The organism is Alkalicoccus saliphilus, assembly GCF_003044065.1.
Taxonomy (GTDB): domain Bacteria; phylum Bacillota; class Bacilli; order Bacillales; family Salisediminibacteriaceae; genus Alkalicoccus; species Alkalicoccus saliphilus.
Genome location: NZ_PZJJ01000003.1, coordinates 48,989 through 66,139 on the forward strand (window position 1 = coordinate 48,989; position 17,151 = coordinate 66,139).

The window sequence follows — 17,151 nt, forward strand, 5'->3', positions numbered from 1 at the left end:
GGGTACATACCGATGAAGGAATATTACTGAACATAAAGTATAAACAAGAGAAAGAGGTGGGGGTTTTGACTAATCCTGGAGGTTTCTGGAGAAGATTTTTCAGCCTTTTCCTGGACGGGCTTCTTATAAGTGCCATCGTGTCGGCCGCTATTTTTATTTTCGGTCTCGATACATCTGAAAGGACCGTACAGGCTGGAGAAGGAATTGCGAGTCTTCTGTATTTTGTTCTCGTACCGGTCTTCTGGTATGGCTATACAGTCGGCAAGAAGCTGCTTGGAGTGCGTATCGTAAAAACAGATAACACGAACGTAACGCTTTTGACAATGATTCTGCGCTACATAGTGGGAGGTCTCATTTATGCTTTTTCTTTCGGGCTCGCCTTTATCGCGTCAGTATTAATGGTAATCTTTCGCAAAGATAAGCGTTCTGTCCACGATTTTGTTGCAGGCACTTATGTTACGAGGAATACACCGGACACGAACGGTAAAGCTTATCAATAGCAGCGCATATAAAAACCATCCAGCGACCGTAACGGACGCTGGATGGTTTTTTTGTACCGGAAAAAACCCGGTTCTTTTACTTATTTCACGTCAAAGCGGTCTGCATCCATAACTTTTACCCATGCAGAAACGAAGTCGTTGACGAACTTCTCTTTGCTGTCATCCTGTGCATACACTTCGGAAAGGGCACGGAGAACGGAGTGGGAACCGAATACGAGGTCCACTCTTGAAGCTTTCCGGACAACGTTTCCGGACTGACGGTCACGTGCTTCATAAAGGTTGTGATCGACAGGCTGCCATTCAACGCCCATATCCAGAAGGTTTACGAAGAAGTCGTTCGTAAGTGCACCTGGACGGTTTGTGAAGACACCATGATCAGTACCACCGTGGTTAGCGCCGAGTACGCGCATACCACCGACAAGAACGGTCATTTCAGGTGGTGTCAGATTGAGCAGCTGTGCTTTATCCACGAGCAGCTCTTCCGGGCTTACAGAAAATTCCTGCTTCAAGTAGTTGCGGAAACCGTCTGCCTGAGGCTCCAGTACTTCGAAGCTTTCCTCATCCGTCTGCTCCTGGGAAGCGTCCCCGCGTCCTGGAGTAAATGGAACTTTCACCTCAACGCCTGCGTCTTTAGCTGCTTTTTCTACAGCGGCGCTTCCGCCGAGAACAATCAGGTCGGCCAGGCTTACTTCTTTACTGTAGTTTTCTTTAATTTCCTCGAGCTTGGAAAGAACTTTCTGCAGTTCCTGAGGCTCGTTTGCTTCCCAGTCTTTCTGAGGCGAAAGACGGACGCGCGCTCCGTTGGCACCGCCGCGCATGTCCGAGCCGCGGAATGTGTTTGCAGAAGCCCATGCAGCTTTTACTAGTTCGCTTACTGTCAGACCGGAATCAAGAATTTCGGCCTTCAGGTCAGCAATGTCGGATGCCATCAGGTCATAGTTGCCCTGTGGAACCGGATCCTGCCATACAAACTCTTCATCCGGTACTTCTGGACCGAGGTAGCGTTCACGAGGGCCCATGTCACGGTGAAGAAGTTTGAACCATGCACGTGCAAATGCATCTTTAAATTCTTCCGGATTTTCGTGGAAACGCTTGGAGATCTTCGCGTATTCCGGATCCATTTTCATTGCCATGTCAGCGGTAGTCATCATAAGCTTCCGCTTCTTGGATGGATCACCTGCATCCGGCGCGTGATCTTCTTCCTTCAGATCTTTTGCTTCCCACTGGTAAGCACCGGCAGGGCTCTTCGTAAGTTCCCATTCATAGCCGAAAAGAACGTCAAAGTAAGTCATATCCCACTTTGTAGGAGTCGGTGTCCAGGCACCTTCAAGTCCGCTTGTAATGGTGTAAGGGCCGTGGCCTGTTTCATAGGAGCTCTTCCAGCCTAACCCCTGTGATTCAATTGGAGAACCTTCAGGCTCCGTGCTGACGTGTTCTGCATCTCCTGCACCGTGCGTCTTACCGAACGTGTGGCCGCCGGCTGTCAAAGCTACTGTTTCTTCATCGTTCATTCCCATACGTTTGAAAGTTTCGCGGATATCCCGTCCACTTCCGAGTGGATCAGGTTCGCCGTCCGGACCTTCCGGATTAACGTAGATAAGACCCATCTGAACGGCTGCAAGCGGATTTTCCAGCTCGCGGTCACCGGAATAACGGCGGTTATCAAGCCATTCTGTTTCCGGTCCCCAGTTAACGTCCGCTTCCGGATGCCAGATATCTTCGCGTCCTGCACCGAATCCGATCGTTTTACCGCCCATAGATTCAATTGCTACGTTTCCTGCGAGCACGATCAGGTCGGCCCAGGAAATTTTATTGCCGTATTTCTGCTTTACCGGCCATAGAAGACGGCGGGCTTTATCAAGGTTTCCGTTATCCGGCCAGCTGTTAAGTGGTGCAAAGCGCTGGGAACCGCTTCCGCCGCCTCCGCGGCCGTCGCCGATACGGTATGTTCCTGCAGCGTGCCAGGACATACGGATAAAGAACGGACCGTAATGACCGTAGTCTGCAGGCCACCAGTCCTGGCTTTCTGTCATGACCTTGTGAAGATCTTCTTTCATTGCGTCGTAATCAAGCTTCTGGAATTCTTCCTTGTAGTCAAAATCGGACCCGAGCGGGTTCGTTTTTGTGTCGTGCTGGGCAAGAATGTCCAGATTCAGCAGGCCTGGCCACCAATCTTCATTAGTAGGGCCTTTGTTTGACTGGCTCGGCATCCCTTGGTGAGTTACCGGGCATTTGTCCATGTTTTCGTTTCCGTTGCTAGACATGTGTTATTCCCCTTTCCGTTTGTAAAAAGAGTAAAGAGCAGACAAATATTACTTTCATTACCGCAGAGCGGAATAAAAGTGATATTTATTCTCACTTTGTAATTATAATAAATAATTACGAAAACCAAAAGCAAAACGCAGTGAATAATTAAAATTTTTATCTTTAAGTACTAAAAAAGCACACTGATTTTATGCTGAGGCCTATTTTACGAGCTTCTCTCCTGCCAAAATTAGTCGAGAACAATGTCCCTATGAAAATGCAGCAGCGTTATGTTCGTTTCATAAACGAGCTGTTTTCAAGGGAGCCTTTATTTTTAATCCTGAACTGTTGCAGCTTCTGCATGTAGGAATTGTTTCTTCGTAGGGCTCTGCCGGGCGAATTTAGTAAGTCATGTGGTAAAATATAGAAAAAACGGTGGAGGAAAGGGACATGGAAGAAAATGTGATACTTGCCTTCGGACTGACACTTTTCGCAGGGCTTGCCACCGGAATCGGAAGCCTCCTGGCGTTCTTCACTTCTCAGACTAATACCAAATTTTTGTCGGGTGCTCTCGGATTTTCAGCAGGAGTAATGATTTATGTTTCCATGGTGGAAATATTCCCGAAATCTCAGGAAGCTCTGGTGGAGGCTCTCGGAAAAAATGCAGGGAGCTGGGCGACAGCAGGAGGTTTTTTTGGAGGAATCTTATTCATTGCGCTGATCGACCGGCTTCTGCCAAAAGATAAAAATCCACATGAAGTAAAAAAAGTGGAGGAAATGGATAAGGACCCTTCCAGAGATCCGGCGCTTTTGAAAATGGGAACTTTCACAGCCGCAGCCATTGCAATTCACAATTTCCCGGAAGGAATTGCAACTTTTACAGCTGTACTTTATGATCCGGCTGTCGGGGTGGCGGTCGCTGTAGCAGTGGCGATTCATAACATACCCGAAGGAATTGCTGTTTCTGTACCGGTTTACTATGCAACCGGGAGCAGGTGGAAAGCGCTGAAACTTTCTTTTTTATCCGGGCTCGCCGAACCGCTCGGAGCGGTCGCAGCTTTCTTGATTTTGATGCCTTATTTAAATGACGTTATGTTTGGCCTTGTTTTTTCTTCGGTAGCTGGAATTATGATGTTTATTTCGCTGGATGAGCTGCTTCCTGCCGCAAAAAAATACGACCAGGCCCATGCCTCGATCTATGGATTGATTGCCGGCATGGCAGTTATGGCACTCAGCCTGCTTCTTTTTATTTAGCTTTTCCTGCGCGGAGAGAATTGTGTTTTAATTCGTTTTGCCTTCTGAAAAAAAGCGTTTGGAGTAGTACGGGGGGAAGGAAATAATACAGCAGAGGAAGAAAGGGGAGGGGTACATTTATGAAATTACCGGATGAATTGGCAGAAGAAGGGAAAAAGCGGGTAGAGGGGTTCCCATTGGAAGGATTCGTCTACGGCAGCGGTCCGCAGTCTCCGGCACTCATGCTTGTGGGAGAAGCACCGGGTGAAACAGAAATTCATAATGGGATACCTTTCAGCGGCAGAGCAGGAAAAGAGCTGATGAAATTTCTTGAAAAACTCGGCCTCTCAAGAGAAGAAGTGTATATTACGGCTGCAGTTAGAAGCAGGCCCTACCGCTGGGGAGAAAAAAAGGAACGGGACGGAACTGTAACGAAAAGAAAGTATAACCGTCCGCCGACAAAAAAAGAAATCATGGCTCATGCTCTTCTCCTGGATTATGAAATCGAACATGTAACAACCCCTGTTATTGTCACACTCGGAAATATTGGACTTAAACGGCTCGCCGGTAACGGATATAAAATTACAGATTACCATGGAACATTTATAAAAGGACCCATACAGAAATTTGATAATGATACTTATTCCTGGACGGAGAAAGAATATTTAATATTTCCTACTTTTCATCCAGCCTCTATTTTCTATAATCCCCGTCTCGCAGAATTGATTGAAGAAGATATAAGTACATTAAAGAAATTTTTGAAAGAGCACCAGTAAACTTCTACGCTTTGTTTCAAATGCAGCAGCGGGACATCTGCAAAAACATATTAAACTATGCAGCCATCAGAATACATGAAGGGCAGAACAATAATCCGCTAAAACAAAGCATTTTGAAAAGCACAGAAGTCTTGTAACGTGTGAAAATCCGGACTTTTTCCTGAATGAAGTCCTGGGAAAAAAGCGAAAGCGGTTTACAGGGCTTTTATGTATAATAATAAGTGCTTTGATTACTACGGAAGCACCAGCTTTAAAATCTAAGCGGTACTGTTTGTTAGAAATTCTGCAGCAGTTATTTTTCACTGCAGGAAACGACCGTTTACAGCAGTGCGAGTCGTCAATTAAGTACTTAAATAAAAGAGATAACTATTATAAGGAGAAGTGGATATGGACAATAAATCGTCGATTAATGTGGGCGGATTGAATTTTGGATGGGATTTGGAGGAAGGAAGATTTTCCTTTGAAGGAAGAGATGCGGTACTGTTTTGGATAGATACTGCCATGAAGGAATTTTTTGATACGATTGAAGAAATTTCCGGCCATGAAGCAGCCGAAGTTGTCATGGAAACCGCCGGATTCCGCCAGGGGCTGGTGGTCGGGGAGTATTTTATGGGACTGAAAGAGGTTTCTGCGGAAGAAGCGTCCAGACTTATTACTAATACATATGCTTCGGCGGGGTGGGGGCTTGCAGAAATTCGGCATCTGAACCTCGAGAAAAAAACCTTGGAAGTGCATTTAAAAGACAGCTGGGAGCATAAAATTAATCAGGCGCAGGAGAAGAAGCATGGAGGAGATTTTCTTTCCGCTCACTATGCCGGTATTTTCACCGGACTGTTTGAACAAAACATCTGGTATGAAGTAAAACATTACCAGGTGGAGGGACACGATGCCACGGTGATCCGTTATTTTCCATCGGAGGAAACGGTAGAAAAAAATATTCACCGGATGGTCCGGCTGAAAGAACGGCAGGAAATCGAAAAGCTTGAACGGCTTGTGGAAGAACAGACAGCGGAATTAAATGAAATGATCCGTGAAATTTCCACACCTATTATCCCCGTACTCGAAGATATTGTCGTTATGCCTCTGCTTGGCAGTTATGATGAGAACCGGACAAAGGAGCTTTTAGAGAAAACACTGGAAAACCTGCCGAAACATAAAGCTGAATATTTGATTCTTGATCTGACGGGACTGAACGATAACTTTTCGGAGCACGCAGCCCTGCTTATCGAGCAGCTTGGAGCAGCTTCTGCTCTTATAGGAACTGAAACAATTCTCGTAGGTATTACGCCAAAAGTAAGTATGACAATTACCTCCACAGGAATCAATCTTTCTTCCTTCAATTGTTTTCAGACCCTTCAGCACGGCATTCATTACGCATTAGCTCAAAATGGAAGGAGCATCACGTAACAAAATTTACTTTAGAAGCTGAATAACCTTTTTAAATTCCCGGCTTTCGGCCGTTTCCAGCAGTTCAAATACAGCAGTTTCCACGCCGGTGATTATAATGCCGGCGTTTTTCATACGTTCGAGACCGATATTTTTATTTTCCGGGGTACGGGAAGAGACGGCATCTACAGGAACGTGAACTTCATAGCCGGCTTTTTTTAAACCAAGAGATGTCTGGCAGACACAGACGTGGGCTTCAATTCCGCCGACGATTATCTGCTGACGCCCCTGATCCTCTGTTTTTTTCATGAATTCGGGATTATAACAACCGTTGAAAGTCATTTTTTTAATCGGTTCGAGTCCGTTTAAATGGACAGCGACAGCCGGAGAAGTTGGTCCAAGGCCCTCTGGATACTGTTCCAGCCATACAATCGGTACGTCAAGAATTTTCAATGCCCGGATTAGTTTCACCAGGTTCTGCTCCATCCGGCTGCTTTCGTGGACAATTTCAGCGAGTCTGCCCTGAACGTCCACAAGCACAAACGTTGACTGATGTTTGTTCAGCATACATTTCCCTCCGTTTCTATTGAACAAGTTTTCTTTTTCATTATATGTGCTGGAAAATAAAATGAAAACAGATTATTCTGAATAATATAGGGGTATAGAATAACAAAACAAAAACTCCATTCCATGATGCCTGAAGGGCGACTGCTCCGAAAAGGTTACAAAACTGCAGACGAGCTTTACACGGGGAATGAAAGTTGGCAGCTGATAATTCAACTGGTCAGTATGAAAAAACTTTCCGGGAGGGGAACACCTTGAACAGGGAGACGAAGTTTACAACAGCTCTTGTCTTTAGTTTTCTGTTTTTGATGATTGGCGCACTTCATATGTTCCGTGCTGGTACAGAGGCTGAATACCTCTTTTATTACCTTCTTACCGTCAGCAGTGCTGTCATTTCCATTATACTGATTCATCGGATGCGGATGGGAAAAAATGAAAAAATGAAAGAGGCAGTAAATAATGGCCTGGAATATCGGGACAGCAGGAAACTGTGATCGTGTAAAACAGGAGCAGGAAAAGACACATAGTGAAAAGGCTTTCTTGTGTGTGAGGAAAAATCATGCAATAATGGGCTTGGCTCCTTGGGAGGGGGGGCAGAGCCCGGCTCTGGTATTTTTCTTTATTATAACTTTTTATTCCTGCCCCCCCCCCCCCCGTTGATAAGCTTTCGTACCATACCAAAACTAAATAGAGAGGAGAAAAAATGTGACTATACTTAAAAATTTCTGGGAGACTGCGTGGCAGAGCCACGACCGGATTAAGTCAATGATTGCTTTTATGGCATTTCAGCCTGGAGGAGGACCTCCCAGTGATGATAGTGGAAGAATGGAAAAAGCCTCAGGGAAAATGACCGGTACATACCGAAAGCCGTCACCGGACGGCCGTGATTATACACCGAAGCAGGTCGTAGGTTTATTTCTGGGTCCGCTTTTATTTTTTTCAGTTCTGCTTTTCTTCCAGCCGGAAGGACTGAATCCGGAAGCACGCGGCGTACTTGCAGCTACACTCTGGATCGCTGCGTGGTGGATTACAGAAGCGATTCCGATACCGGTGACTTCGCTCCTCCCGATTATTTTATTTCCGCTCGTTACACAGCTCGAGGCAGGGGAAGTAACGCCGAATTATGGAGACGGAATTGTTTTCCTCTTTCTTGGGGGCTTTATTATTGCTCTGGCTCTTGAAAGGTGGAACCTGCACCGGAGGATTGCCTTATTCATTATTAATATGGTTGGAACAAGTACGAAGCGTCTGATGCTTGGATTTATGATCGCTACCGGTTTTCTTTCCATGTGGATTTCGAATACGGCGACCGCGATGATGATGGTGCCAATCGGAACAGCGATTATCTTTCAGTTTTCCGAGCTGCTTCAGGACAGTGATATAGACGATATCGAAGGGCAGAAAAAGCAGTTTTCCAAAGGCCTGATGATAGCGATTGCATTTTCCGCGTCGATCGGCGGTCTGGGAACAATTATTGGAACGCCGCCTAATACGATTCTCGCCGGTCAGCTTGGGGAAATATTTGATTATGATCTTTCCTTTGCCCAATGGATGATGTTCGGAGTTCCACTGGCAGTCGTATTAATTTTTATCGCCTGGATTTATTTAGTAACATTCGCCTTCCCGATGAAGTTGAAAGAAATTCCGGGAAGCAAACGCATTATCTCTGACGAACGGTCTGCCCTCGGGAAAATGAGTCCGGAGGAGAAACTTGTAATGACCGTTTTTTCCATGACAGCTATTGCTTGGATACTCCGGTCTTTTGTCCTCCAGGAGTATGTTCATCCACGGATTGATGATACGATGATTGCGATAACCGGGGCAGCAGTGCTTTTCCTTATCCCATCGGTCCGCTATCAGGGGACAAAGCTGATGAACTGGGATACAGCAAGAAACGTCCCTTGGGGTATACTCATACTGTTCGGGGGCGGGCTTGCGATTGCCGGAGCCTTCGGAGATACCGGCCTTGATGTATGGATCGGTGAACAGCTGACGGTTCTTGTCGGCGTTCAGTTCCTGTTGATTGTACTCGCTGTGGCAGTGCTTGTGGTTTTCCTGACAGAGATTACTTCCAACACCGCTTCTGCGACGATGCTGATGCCGATTATGGCCGCCTTGTCGAGTGCCATCGACGTTCATCCATTTGCAATGATGGTACCTGCAGCTGTAGCGGCCTCGTGTGCCTTTATGCTTCCGGTTGCCACACCGCCAAACGCCGTTGTATTCGGTTCCGGTTACTTAAGGATGGGGGACATGATTAAAGCCGGTTTCTGGATGAACCTCATAGCAATTGCAGCACTCGTCACCTTCGTGATGCTTCTGCTTCCGGTAGTATTTGGAATTGACCTGACAAGCTTTCCGGGATAAACTTTAATACGGGAGCTGTTCCTCCTGAGTGGCAGGAACAGCTCCGCCTTTATTAATCCTCCAATGTTCAAGGAAGGACTAATTAAAGAAATTGAGGGTATAGAATGAAAAGAGCACTTTGAAAAGCACGGAGCACATAAAGAAACGGAATATTATTAACAGGGAGGGATGCTCATGCCTTTAACCGTCACATCGCTGATATTCGTATTAATTTTAGGCGGGATTATTCTGTTTATTGCCTCCCGCGGGCTGCCGGAACCACAGGGCCCCCCGGAGGATGCTTCTTCAAAGAAACGTAAAACAGAAGAAGAGGATACTGCTGATAGAGAAACGTTCCTCCCGGAAGACAAAGAGCTCAATGCGCTGGGGAAAATAGTGAAAGCTTTGGAAACAGCTGTTTTTGTGCTCATAATCAATCCACTCAGGAAGCTCAGTAAAAAACTCCGCTATAAAAAACTTAGCACCGAACAGCTGAAAGCAGGGAAGGATACGTATGAACTCGATATTTATATGCTTAGAAACTATAAGTATGCAGAGGAATCGGCCAAGCTGAAAACGGTGATAAAACCGATACAGGCAGTAGTACGTGCGGACACGTATCAGGATCTGAAAGAAGTAGCTTTATCGGAAATCCGCCTGCATGAAAATCGTAAAACGGAAAAAGATGTCTTTAAAAAAACATCAGACGTGTAAAACGTTAAGCTGCCCCGGGTCTTTGACTCCAGATTCCGGGCAGCTTTTTTATTTGAAGAACGAGGGAGAGATTGGATGGGGAGCGGAACAAAATGATTGGATTTTTTAATGAAAGGAAGGGTGTCTAAATACATATTAAATTTCAAAATTTAAGAAAAAACAAGTTCTGTAGTTCGAATTAGTGAAAAAATTATCCTCCAATTGGTGAAATAAGATATAGTCCGTGCTACAATGAAACCGCTTTACTATACATAAGCAGCCTAATTGAGGGGGAAACAGAATGAAAAAATCACGGATGATAAAATCAACGGCAATTATCAGCATGGCTGCCGTTTTAATGACAGCCTGCAGCGAAGCGGAAGGCAGTGAAACGGCGCCGGGTGGGAACGACACCGAAAACAATGAGAGCAATGAAGAAGAAAACGAGGAAAATAATTCGGAAGAAACTGTAAAAGGCGGGAGTGAAGTGCCGGACAGCGACGCACCGAAAAACGTAATTATGATGATCGGTGACGGAATGGGAGTCGGGCAGATTGAAATAGCACGGCTGCTTGAACATGGGAAAGAAGGTATTTTAAACATGGAAGAGCTGGAACATACCGCTCTGATGCGTACATATTCTGCAAATAACTGGGTAACAGATTCCGGGGCTGCAGGGACCGGAATAGCGACTTCAACGAAAACCGACAACGGTATGATAAGCGTTACACCGGACGGGGAAGAACTGGACAGCATTCTGGAGCTTTTCCAGGCACACGATAAAAAAGTCGGGGTAGTTTCCAACAATACTGTAACTGATGCTACGCCGGCGGCCTTTGTATCAAGTGTTGAAAACCGTTCCGATTCGGAGGAAATAGCCCGTCAGATGTACGAAGCAGAATATGATGTGATGCTCGGAGGTGGAGAAGATGATTTTCTGCCGGAAGCACAGGATGGAAATAATCTGATGGAAATGTTTGAAGAGAAAGGGTATCCAGTCGTGACAGACCGGGACGAACTTCTCGATGCCGGTACGCCGGATAAACTGCTCGGCCTGTTTCATCCTTCCTATATGAATTACAAAGTGGATTATGATCTCTATGACTCAAATGAACCGTCCTTGAATGAAATGTCCGAAGCTGCTATTGATGTCCTTTCACAGGACGATGATGGGTTCTTCCTAATGGTGGAAGGCGCACGTATCGATCACGTGTCCCATGCGGCGGACTTCACAGGGATCTGGCAGGAAACGATTGAGTTTGACAATACGGTATCAGACGTAATGGAATGGGCGGACGACCGGGATGACACACTTGTCGTAGTCCTTGCTGACCACGAAACGATGGGGGTAGCAGCTTCTGAAGTAATGGATAAAGAAGGCCTTCGCAATGTCACTGCTTCTCCGGAATATATGGTAACTCAGTTTGAGTTTGATGAAGGTGAAGGAGTTTATACTACAGAATCGGTACAAAGCGTTTTTGAAGAACATACAGGTATTGCACTGACTGAAGAAGAAGTAGATATGTTTAACGAATATATTTACGATGATGAAGGAGAGCTTCTTGCGACTCATCGCCAGGGGTGGGAAGTAGGAAGCGTGATAGCTTCTCATTTTGGGGCGGGGATCATGGATCGTGAAATCCGTTCCGAAGGTGAAACCGGCGGACATACCGGCAATATGGTACCGGTATTTGCAGAAGGTGTTGGTGCAGAACGTTTTAACGGTACGCTGGACAACACAGACATAACACAGATTATAGCCGAACTCGCAGAAATGGATTACGAGCCGGGTGAAATTCAATAAACGAAAAAACGTCCGGCTTTATGCCGGACGTTTTTTAACGTAAGATCCAGGGAAGTCCTCCTGTAAATAAGGAAATATATTTCCAATGTAAAAGGGGGCCATCATTTATGGGAGAGGGGACGCCTTGGCAGCAGGTGAAAAATAAACTAAGGGTAATTGGGCCAGGAGCAATTATAGCTGCTTCATTTATCGGCCCCGGGACGATATCCACCGCAACAGAGGCGGGGGCTTCGTTTGGTTATTCACTCGTATGGGCTATCGTTTTTGCAGTCATTACGACAATGATTCTCCAGGAGATGGCCTCGCGTTTAGGTGTTGTCACCGGCGGAGGGCTCGGTGAAGCAATCAGGGAACAGTTTCAAAAACCGTTTCTGAAATACAGTATCATGTCTCTGATCGGTTTTTCTATTGCTCTTGGCTGTGCTGCCTATATGGCAGGGGATTTAACAGGCGGAGCACTCGGGATTTCTCTTCTGACAGGTATTCCCCAAAACTATATAGCCCCGGTGATCGGGGGGATTATACTTACTATCGGACTGCTCGGAACGTATAAAAAACTGGAAAAGATTTTTATTACTCTTGTAGTAATTATGAGTATTACGTTCATAACGACCATGATAGTAGTGCAGCCGGACGTGACAGAAGTGTTTGCAGGGGCTTTTGTTCCTTCAATACCTGCCGGGTCCATCGTTGTGATCGTGGCACTGATAGGGACAACGGTCGTTCCATATAATCTTTTCCTGCATGCGTCCAGTGCCGGGGAAAGGTGGAAAGATCCCGCCAATTTAAAACAGGCGCGGCTGGACATTATCTTGACGATCGGAGTCGGTGGTTTGATTACCGCTGCGGTGATTATTACCGCAGGAACAGTCATTCGCGGATATGACGTCACCGGGGCGGAAGAACTGGCTCTCGCACTTGAGCCTACACTTGGAGAATGGGCAGCTGTCTTTATCAGTATCGGGCTTCTGGCAGCCGGCTTTTCTTCAGCAATGGCCGCCCCCATGGGAGCAGCGTATACTATTGGAGGCCTGACCGGATGGGCACGAGGTTTTTCTGATAAAAAGTTTAAAATTATTTTCTCAGTGATTATCAGCATCGGCATCGTGACTTCTGCCGTCGGGTTTGAACCACTCGAACTGATTTTATTCGCCCAGGCTCTTAACGGACTTATTCTTCCGATTATCGCTGTGTTTCTGCTCGTTGTATTAAATAACAAAAACAAGCTGGGAGAGTATGTGAATTCGCTGAAGCTCAATATAATCGGAGGCCTCATCGTACTTATCACGAGCGGCCTCGGAATATACAGTCTGATAGAAGCCGTTATGGGATTTATTGAAGGATAATATTAAGCTGGTATAAAAGAAGCTGCAACTCTTTTTTCTTCCACATCTGGTAAAATAAAAGAAAAAGGAGGGCGCTATGTATATTCTGACGAGCAGTGAAATGAGAGCAGTGGACGCTTACACAATCGATGAAATCGGGATCCCGGGACTCGTTCTGATGGAAAACGCAGGCAGGGCTGCAGCAGAAGAAACGGCAGCTTTCGCAGGGAACAGGAAACGCTGGGCCGTGCTCGCGGGTAAAGGAAATAACGGGGCGGACGGTGTAGTAGCTGCGCGGCATCTTTTTGAGTGGGGGTATGCCCCATTTATTATTTATGCAAGCGACCCGGCGACCTTCCACGGAAAAGCTGCAAAGCAGAGAGATATCGCCGAAAAAATGGGGATTTCTTCCATGTTTTTTGAGCGCGGGAAAGTAGACTGGAGTCAGTTTGACGGCATTCTGGATGCGCTGCTCGGCACCGGCAGTAAAGGGGCCCCAAGGGGACGGTACACAGAAATTATTAAAGAAGCAGGCCGGAGCGGCCATCCAGTGATTGCTCTTGATATGCCGAGCGGAATTGACGCTGATACCGGATACGTGCACGAGCCGTGCATTCATGCTGTTAAAACTGTTGCCCTTGCTTATTCCAAATGTGGGCTCGAACAGTACCCGGCGCTGGAGAAGGCAGGAGAGATAGTAGTACGTGCCATCGGTATTCCACCCGGTCTTGAAAAGGCTCATGGAGTCCGTACGTACTTAACGGGAGACAAAATGCTGAAAAGAAGGTTTAAACTGGATCCTTCCGACCGCTCAAGAAAAGCGGATACGAACAAAGGCACATACGGGCATACAGTGGTTGCAGCGGGGACGAGGAATATGGCAGGGGCAGGAGTTATGGCTTCGAAAGCGGCCCTCCGCACCGGAAGTGGACTGGTGACGTGGGCCGTCCCGGACCGGCTTATAGATACGATTGCCGGAAGGCAGCCGGAAATTATGCTTCACGGTCTGATGGATGAAGGAAAAGGAGACTGGGGCAGTGTGTCACCCGGAGCTGTAACGGATTTTCTGGAAGGTAAAACGGCAGCTGTGCTGGGGCCCGGTATGGGGAGATGGCTGCAGGACGGCGAGTGGATGCGGCACCTGTGGGAAAAAACGACCTGTCCACTCGTTCTTGATGCAGACGCTCTGAACATTCTTTCGGAATGCCGATGGCAGGAGTGGGAAACGCGTTCTGCCCCGGTTATTCTGACGCCCCATCCGGGAGAAATGGCCCGTCTATGTGGAATATCTGTGGAAGACGTGCAGAAAAACCGCTTGCAGACGGCCCGTGATTTTGCAGAGGAGCGGGGGGTGTACCTCGTACTGAAAGGAGCCCGGACTATCACCGCTTCTCCGGAAGGTATGGTCAGTATTAATCCGACAGGGAACCCAAAGATGGCGACTGGAGGAGCGGGAGATGTACTTTCCGGTGTCGTCGGCGCACTTCTTGCTCAGGGAATGGACCCGGAAGCGGCAGCCGTTTATGGAGTTTATCTTCACGGGCAGGCAGGAGACCGCGCAGCAGCAGCCCGGGAACTTTCCGCCGCAGTGACTGCCGGAGATATTATAGAAGAGCTGTAAACAGAGGAAAACGGGTTCTTATCCGGCTGATACGAAAGAAAAGGTGCAGGAGGTAGTTTCCTGCACCTTTTCATATGATGTACTGCTGAGCGTTTTAAAGAAGGGACGATCCTCCGTCGATAAACAGCTCAGTTCCTGTAATATGGCTGGAAGCATCGGAAGCGAGGAACGAAACAAGGTCTGCCACCTGATCGGGATGACCGGGCCCTCCTTCCAGAGGCTGATCACCTTCAGGGAACTCTACAGGAATCTCGATTTTCTCGAGTTTTTCATCTTTAGGAAACGTGTTGTCTCCAATATTGGTATCTATAAAACCGGGGCAGATAGTGTTTACACGTATACGGTAGTTGGACAGTTCCAGTGCAGCCATTCTGCCGAAAGCCACCTGTGCAGCTTTGGAACTGCTGTAGGCGGACATGCCGAAGTTGGAGAAAACCCGTGTGCCGTTAACGGAGCTCGTCAGAATAATACTTCCGCCGTTCTTTTTCATATGGGGAACAGCGTATTTCACTGTCAGGAAAGTTCCTTTCAGATTGGTCTGAATCGTCTGATCCCACTCGTCCGGATCCAGATCTTCGATTGGGGCAACAGTACCATTAATGCCGGCATTGGCAAAAATAATATCAATACCATTTAACTGCTCCGCTGCTTTATCCAGTGCTTCTTTTATTTGATCCGGATTGGATGTATCAGCCGCTGTGACAAGAGCCTCTCCGCCTTTTTCTTCAATTTCCTTTTTCGTATCTTCGCATTCTTCTTCATTGATATCAAGAAGAGAGACGCGGACGCCCTGTTCGGCCAGCTGCAGAGCGGCGGCCTTTCCCATTCCGGATCCACCGCCGGTTATGAAAGCTGTCTTTCCTTTGAGTGACGAAAACTTTTCCATAATGACCTCCTCTAATTAATGAGCTTGCTAATGTTTTCATACCCTTTTCCACTGCTTTCTAATGAAACAATTTGATTACAATAAATCTTAAAAGCTTAATGCTGGTTTCCGGAAGCATCTTCTGCTTCTTCTTCGCTGACTCCGATCGGATCCGCTCTGTACCCTTCTTTCAGAGCCCGGTGAATAGATACCATCATAAAAATCATCAGCAGGGTAAACGGCAGTGCAATCGTAATCGCCATTGCCTGAAGTCCTTCTATACCGCCGCTGAGAAGCAGGGCAGCAGCAATAGAGGAAATCATCAGCCCCCACACGAGAAGGTACTTACGGGGAGGGTTAAGGTCACCTCCGGAGGAAAACACACCAAGAACATACGTCGCCGAGTTGGCGGATGTGATAAAGAAAACGGTAATTAAAAGAAGTCCCATTAAACTGAAAAGCAGTCCGGCAGGAAACGTTTCGAGCACTATAAATAAACCTGCCTCCGGTGTTTCTCTTATCATCGGGGAGAGTCCGGTATCGGTCGTTAAGTCAAGATGGAGACCGGTGCCGCCGAAAGTAACGAACCATAGAGCTGAAACAGCCGTTGGTACCATCAGTACCCCGAAAATAAATTCCTGAACGGTCCTTCCCTTGGAAACGCGGGCGATAAATGTTCCAACGAACGGACTCCAGGAAATCAGCCACGCCCAGTAAAAGAAAGTCCATTCACCGACCCATTCGTTATCACTGTAGGGTGTGGTATAGAAAGAAAGGGAAACGAAGCTGCTGATATAAGCTCCAACGGTTTTCGTGAAATGTTCCATAATAAACAAAGTAGGGCCGAGCAGGATGGCTCCGGTCAAAAGAATTCCGGCGAGGGAAAGGTTTCCGATACTTAAATACTTCATTCCTTTATTAATACCGGTCAGTACAGAAGTCAGAAAGATGACTGTCACAACCGCTATAATAACCATATGAAGAAAATCGTTATTATCCCAGCCGAAAACCTGGGAAAGCCCGCCGCCTACCTGCATGGTACTGAGACCGAGGGACGTGGCTATTCCGATCACGGTACTTACCACAGCAATAATATCAATCCAGCGGCCGGCGGGACCGCGTACTTTTTCACTAAGGAGTGGATAAAATGTGGAGCTGATCAATCCCGGAAGATCTTTTCGGAATTTCGCAATGGCAAGCGCGAGCGCGATAGCTGCGTAGATCGACCACGGGTGAATCCCCCAGTGAAAAACTCCGTAAAGAAGGCCTGTTTCCGCCGCCGCCTGCGTGCCGGGTTCTATGCCGTCCGGCGGGTGGACGAAGTGTGACATCGGTTCCGCTACGCCCCAAAAAACGAGTCCTACCCCCATGCCGGCAGCGAAGAGCATACCGATCCAGGCATAGTATGAATACTCAGGTTTATCATTTTTCTTACCCAGTTTTACATGGCGGTAGGGGCCAAACCCAAGGTAAAGACAAAAAGCGACAAGGGCAGCAGTTGTCATAACATAAAACCAGCCGAAGGTATCAATAACAGTTTCCAGAGCGGAGGACATGACTGCCTCCATATTTTCCGGCAGGAGAAATCCCCATAGAGTAATAACAGATGTAATGACCACGGAAACGATGAATACAAGGTTGGTAGTATGATTTTTTCTGCTCACTGCTCCCCCTCCTAGACGTAAACAGGATTCTTCTTTTTTCTATCCAATTCTGAGCTGGATTAAACGTCATTAATGAAAAATAGGATTTGAAAGCTGTCCGGCTAATCATCAGAAAGACAGGCTGAAGCTT

General features: G+C 46.9%; 14 protein-coding genes. 10 read left to right on the plus strand and 4 right to left on the minus strand.

Annotated features, from left to right (window positions below):
- The first annotated feature begins 65 nt into the window (after positions 1-65).
- Positions 66-500, plus strand: coding sequence for an RDD family protein (locus tag C6Y45_RS03005; RefSeq protein ID WP_107583545.1), 435 nt, complete (start codon positions 66-68; stop codon positions 498-500).
- An 80-nt stretch (positions 501-580) separates the two neighbouring features.
- Here the strand turns inward: C6Y45_RS03005 and katG are convergent, their stop codons facing one another.
- Complete coding sequence (gene katG / locus C6Y45_RS03010) at positions 581-2,764, minus strand: catalase/peroxidase HPI (RefSeq protein WP_107583546.1); 2,184 nt, start codon at positions 2,762-2,764, stop codon at positions 581-583.
- 430 nt (positions 2,765-3,194) lie between these two features.
- On the opposite strand from katG, the gene zupT reads away from it, so the two are divergent.
- The 3 genes from zupT (at position 3,195) to C6Y45_RS03025 (ending at position 6,160) form a co-directional block, all read left to right on the plus strand.
- Positions 3,195-3,998, plus strand: coding sequence for a zinc transporter ZupT (gene zupT, locus C6Y45_RS03015; RefSeq protein ID WP_107583547.1), 804 nt, complete (start codon positions 3,195-3,197; stop codon positions 3,996-3,998).
- Positions 3,999-4,117: 119 nt separating this feature from the next.
- A complete protein-coding gene (locus C6Y45_RS03020; RefSeq protein WP_107583548.1) occupies positions 4,118-4,753 on the plus strand; it encodes a uracil-DNA glycosylase in 636 nt (211 codons plus the stop codon).
- A gap of 387 nt (positions 4,754-5,140) precedes the next feature.
- The gene (locus C6Y45_RS03025; RefSeq protein WP_107583549.1) at positions 5,141-6,160 is read left to right on the plus strand and encodes an STAS domain-containing protein; all 1,020 of its coding nucleotides are present in this window, start codon (positions 5,141-5,143) and stop codon (positions 6,158-6,160) included.
- A gap of 6 nt (positions 6,161-6,166) precedes the next feature.
- Here C6Y45_RS03025 and C6Y45_RS03030 read toward each other — a convergent pair whose 3' ends face one another.
- Complete coding sequence (locus tag C6Y45_RS03030) at positions 6,167-6,706, minus strand: hydrolase (protein WP_107583550.1); 540 nt, start codon at positions 6,704-6,706, stop codon at positions 6,167-6,169.
- Between the two features lie 251 nt (positions 6,707-6,957).
- Here C6Y45_RS03030 and C6Y45_RS03035 point away from each other — a divergent pair, with 251 nt between their 5' ends.
- The 6 genes from C6Y45_RS03035 to C6Y45_RS03060 all read left to right on the plus strand — a co-directional run bounded on the left by C6Y45_RS03035 (position 6,958) and on the right by C6Y45_RS03060 (position 14,492).
- Entirely contained in the window at positions 6,958-7,197 is a 240-nt protein-coding gene (locus C6Y45_RS03035; RefSeq protein WP_107583551.1) for a hypothetical protein, read from the plus strand.
- A 217-nt stretch (positions 7,198-7,414) separates the two neighbouring features.
- Positions 7,415-9,070 carry an SLC13 family permease gene (locus tag C6Y45_RS03040; protein WP_425427845.1) on the plus strand — a complete coding sequence of 552 codons (1,656 nt, stop codon included), beginning with the start codon at positions 7,415-7,417 and terminating at the stop codon, positions 9,068-9,070.
- Between the two features lie 174 nt (positions 9,071-9,244).
- Positions 9,245-9,763, plus strand: a complete 519-nt coding sequence (locus tag C6Y45_RS03045; RefSeq protein WP_107583553.1) for a hypothetical protein — start codon at positions 9,245-9,247, stop codon at positions 9,761-9,763.
- Positions 9,764-10,043: 280 nt separating this feature from the next.
- Positions 10,044-11,546: an alkaline phosphatase gene (locus C6Y45_RS03050; protein ID WP_245922511.1), complete on the plus strand. Its 1,503-nt coding sequence runs from the start codon at positions 10,044-10,046 to the stop codon at positions 11,544-11,546.
- A gap of 107 nt (positions 11,547-11,653) precedes the next feature.
- A complete protein-coding gene (locus C6Y45_RS03055; protein WP_107583554.1) occupies positions 11,654-12,892 on the plus strand; it encodes an Nramp family divalent metal transporter in 1,239 nt (412 codons plus the stop codon).
- A gap of 76 nt (positions 12,893-12,968) precedes the next feature.
- Positions 12,969-14,492, plus strand: coding sequence for an NAD(P)H-hydrate dehydratase (locus C6Y45_RS03060; RefSeq protein WP_107583555.1), 1,524 nt, complete (start codon positions 12,969-12,971; stop codon positions 14,490-14,492).
- Positions 14,493-14,586: 94 nt separating this feature from the next.
- On the opposite strand, the gene C6Y45_RS03065 is transcribed toward C6Y45_RS03060, so the two are convergent.
- Both C6Y45_RS03065 and C6Y45_RS03070 read right to left on the minus strand, forming a co-directional pair.
- Positions 14,587-15,378 carry an SDR family oxidoreductase gene (locus tag C6Y45_RS03065; protein ID WP_107583556.1) on the minus strand — a complete coding sequence of 264 codons (792 nt, stop codon included), beginning with the start codon at positions 15,376-15,378 and terminating at the stop codon, positions 14,587-14,589.
- Positions 15,379-15,473: 95 nt separating this feature from the next.
- Positions 15,474-17,021: a BCCT family transporter gene (locus tag C6Y45_RS03070; protein ID WP_107583557.1), complete on the minus strand. Its 1,548-nt coding sequence runs from the start codon at positions 17,019-17,021 to the stop codon at positions 15,474-15,476.
- Between the last annotated feature and the right edge of the window lie 130 nt (positions 17,022-17,151).

Coding starts and splice junctions, on each gene's coding strand:
- katG (WP_107583546.1), bottom strand. CDS start 2,764: ATGTCTAGCAACGGAAACGAAAACATGGACAAATGCCCGGTAACTCAC.
- zupT (WP_107583547.1), top strand. CDS start 3,195: ATGGAAGAAAATGTGATACTTGCCTTCGGACTGACACTTTTCGCAGGG.
- C6Y45_RS03020 (WP_107583548.1), top strand. CDS start 4,118: ATGAAATTACCGGATGAATTGGCAGAAGAAGGGAAAAAGCGGGTAGAG.
- C6Y45_RS03025 (WP_107583549.1), top strand. CDS start 5,141: ATGGACAATAAATCGTCGATTAATGTGGGCGGATTGAATTTTGGATGG.
- C6Y45_RS03030 (WP_107583550.1), bottom strand. CDS start 6,706: ATGCTGAACAAACATCAGTCAACGTTTGTGCTTGTGGACGTTCAGGGC.
- C6Y45_RS03045 (WP_107583553.1), top strand. CDS start 9,245: ATGCCTTTAACCGTCACATCGCTGATATTCGTATTAATTTTAGGCGGG.
- C6Y45_RS03050 (WP_245922511.1), top strand. CDS start 10,044: ATGAAAAAATCACGGATGATAAAATCAACGGCAATTATCAGCATGGCT.
- C6Y45_RS03055 (WP_107583554.1), top strand. CDS start 11,654: ATGGGAGAGGGGACGCCTTGGCAGCAGGTGAAAAATAAACTAAGGGTA.
- C6Y45_RS03060 (WP_107583555.1), top strand. CDS start 12,969: ATGTATATTCTGACGAGCAGTGAAATGAGAGCAGTGGACGCTTACACA.
- C6Y45_RS03065 (WP_107583556.1), bottom strand. CDS start 15,378: ATGGAAAAGTTTTCGTCACTCAAAGGAAAGACAGCTTTCATAACCGGC.